The organism is Shewanella sp. 11B5 (genome assembly GCF_002836795.1).
GTDB classification, from domain to species: domain Bacteria; phylum Pseudomonadota; class Gammaproteobacteria; order Enterobacterales; family Shewanellaceae; genus Shewanella; species Shewanella frigidimarina.
In genome coordinates, this window is record NZ_PJAP01000948.1 from 1 (window position 1) to 2,985 (window position 2,985).

Annotated in this window: 3 protein-coding genes; all 3 read right to left on the minus strand. The window is 41.1% G+C overall.

The window, feature by feature from the left end:
* Positions 1-1,065: anti-phage deoxyguanosine triphosphatase (locus tag CXF78_RS18655; protein ID WP_102037599.1), on the minus strand; the 1,065-nt coding region annotated here is incomplete at its 3' end.
* 9 nt (positions 1,066-1,074) lie between these two features.
* Positions 1,075-1,662: a 5'-deoxynucleotidase gene (yfbR, locus tag CXF78_RS18660; protein ID WP_102037600.1), complete on the minus strand. Its 588-nt coding sequence runs from the start codon at positions 1,660-1,662 to the stop codon at positions 1,075-1,077.
* A 112-nt stretch (positions 1,663-1,774) separates the two neighbouring features.
* Positions 1,775-2,985 (minus strand): pyridoxal phosphate-dependent aminotransferase (locus CXF78_RS18665; RefSeq protein WP_102037601.1); only part of this gene is annotated, 1,211 nt, incomplete at its 5' end.

A 2,985-nucleotide genomic window follows, 5' to 3' on the forward strand; every position in this document is an offset into this window, starting at 1 on the left:
TCCTTCTGTCTCTTTTTTTGCATTATATTTTAATTTTTTTGCGTCAAATTGTGGGTGGGTTCTAATACCATTGGCGGTGACGATACCTTGTACTATGGTACCGATTTTATCGTTTCTGATTGGATGTTCATGAGAGAATAGCTTGTCACCAATTTTAGCGATTTCTGATATCAGCCATTCATCTTTGATTTCAGTTAATTGCTCAACCACATCGCGCTGCCACTGATGTTGGTTAACAATCCCCATGACAATAGCATCTTCGAGATCATGTACGGCATAAGCAATGTCATCGGCTAATTCCATAATCGAGCAATCAAATGATTTATAGCGCGTTTTTAAATGGGGATAATCTACATGTGTATGGCTTTGTTCACTGCTGATAAACAACTGCCTATCTGATTCTGATAATGCCGCTAACACCCAATCAATAATGGGCATATCATCATCAAACAATCCTTTTACAGGTGGCCATTCTGAGGGTTTTAATTGGCGATGGTTGGCAATGTCGGGCCTAAGCTGATCGATATACAATTGCGAATAAGTTGCTGGGTATTTCATTACCCCAAGCAAAGTACGCCGAGTAAGGTTCATCCCCCATGAAGGGGTATAGGGTTCTAAACGAGTTAAAATTCGAAAAGTTTGCCCGTTGCCTTCAAAGCCACCGTGATGGCGCATCATGTAATTTAATGCGACTTCACCTCCGTGGCCAAAAGGTGGATGACCGATGTCGTGAGCCAAACAAATTGATTCAATGAGGCTCATTGAATTGAGTAAATACCTAAGGTCCGGATATTTTCGACGCAGCTGAGCAGTTATGCCGGTACCAATTTGTGATACTTCTAATGAATGCGTTAGCCGTGTACGATAAAAGTCATTCATGCCAACACCAAGCACTTGCGTTTTGGCTTGAAGCCGACGAAATGCTGCTGAATGTAGAATACGTGCGCGGTCACGCTGATATGGGCTGCGATGATCATTACGGCGCTGTTTATCTTCACCGAGTAAACGTTGCTGCCAACGACTGTTCTGTTCTGTATTACTGGACTCGATGGTGTTATCAGGCATAAAATTCCTTTACAACATTTGATTAATTTCGTCTAAATTCAAGGTGAAACTTGGAATAAAACAATCACGGAAATAACCTACAGCAGGGTTAGGGTTGTCGTCTAACATTTGTTCTAAACGTTTACGGGCACTATTAAATTCACTGTTACCGGCTTTTTGTTCTTCTAAACACTTTAAATATGCGCAGAGAGTATCAGCAGCTTTCACAATGGCTTTGTATTGTGGATCCGCTGCTTCACTGATAAATAGGCTGCGGTAATCGTCTTTAAACTCATCAGGCACCATTTCTAACATTCTCTGTTCAGCAATGGCTTCAATCTTTTTATATTCGGCTTCAATTTCTTTATTAAAGTATTTTACTGGTGTAGGTAAATCGCCGGTTAAAATTTCGCTAGCATCATGATAGATGGCAATGGTTGCTGCTTCATTAGCGTCTAAGTTGGTAGCGAATTTTTTATTACTGATAATCACTAAAGCATGAGCGACCATCGCCACTTGTAGTGAATGCTCTTGAACGTTTTCGCGGCGTACATTATGCATTAACGGCCAACGTTGGATCAGTTTCATCCGAGATAAATGGGCAAATAAATGACTCATGAGACTCCTTACTGCGCTCAATAGTTTGTCTCAGCTTACATGAGCTTTTCAATAAAAAAAAGCGACTGTTCAGTCGCTTAGTATTTTATTAGTGAGATATCTCGTTAAGTTGCTATTGACGATAGTCTTCTAAAAACTCACCGAACTCAGTGAGCGCTTTAGCCAAGTCTTCTTTATGGGGTAAAAAAACCACTCTAAGGTGATCTGGCTCAGGCCAGTTAAAGGCAGTTCCTTGTACTAACAGAATTTTTTTGGTTTTTAACAAATCAAGCACCAAACGTTCATCATCACGTAAATTAAACTTTTTCATGTCTAATTTCGGGAATGCGTACAAGGCTCCTTTAGGTTTTTTACAGCTTACCCCAGGAATTTGATTAAGCAATTCATACACCGCATCGCGTTGTATGGTTAAGCGGCCGTTAGGTAATATCAGCTCATTAATTGACTGATAACCGCCTAATGCCGTTTGAATGGCATGTTGATTGGGTACATTGGCACACAGACGCATAGACGCCAGCATTTCTAAGCCTTCAATGTAACTTTTGGCCGCTTTTAAATTACCCGACAACATCATCCAACCAACACGGAAACCTGCTGCGCGATAGGCTTTAGATAAACCATTAAAGGTAATGGTTAAAATGTCGTCAGATAAACCAGCGGCAGGAATATGTTTGGCTTCGTCGTATAAAATTTTATCGTAAATTTCATCAGCGAATAATATTAAATCGTGTTGACGACATAGCTCAACAACCTCTAACAACAATTCTTTACTGTAAACAGCGCCAGTTGGATTGTTTGGGTTGATTATCACAATCGCACGTGTGCGGCTGCTTATTTTACTTTTAATATCGTCTAAGTCTGGAAACCAATCGGCTTCTTCATCACAACGATAATGGACTGCTTTACCGCCAGCAAGGTTTGCTGCAGCTGTCCATAACGGATAATCAGGTGATGGGATGAGCACTTCGTCATCGGTGTTAAGCAGCCCTTGCATGGCCATTACGATTAATTCAGAGACACCATTGCCGATATAGATATCTTCAATATCAACACCAAAAATACCTTGAGCTTGGTAATGCTGCACAATGGCTTTACGCGCAGAGAATAAGCCTTTTGACTCGCAGTAACCTTGGGCGCTGGGTAAGTTTAAAATAACGTCTCGAACGATTTCTTCTGGGGCTTCAAATCCAAAGGGGGCAGGGTTGCCGATATTAAGCTTTAAAATACGATGACCTTCGTCTTCTAAACGACGGGCCTCTTTATGTACAGGCCCGCGAATGTCATAACAAACGGAATCAAGCTTATTGGATTTGATAATGGGTC

Coding starts and splice junctions, on each gene's coding strand:
- yfbR (WP_102037600.1), bottom strand. CDS start 1,662: ATGAGTCATTTATTTGCCCATTTATCTCGGATGAAACTGATCCAACGT.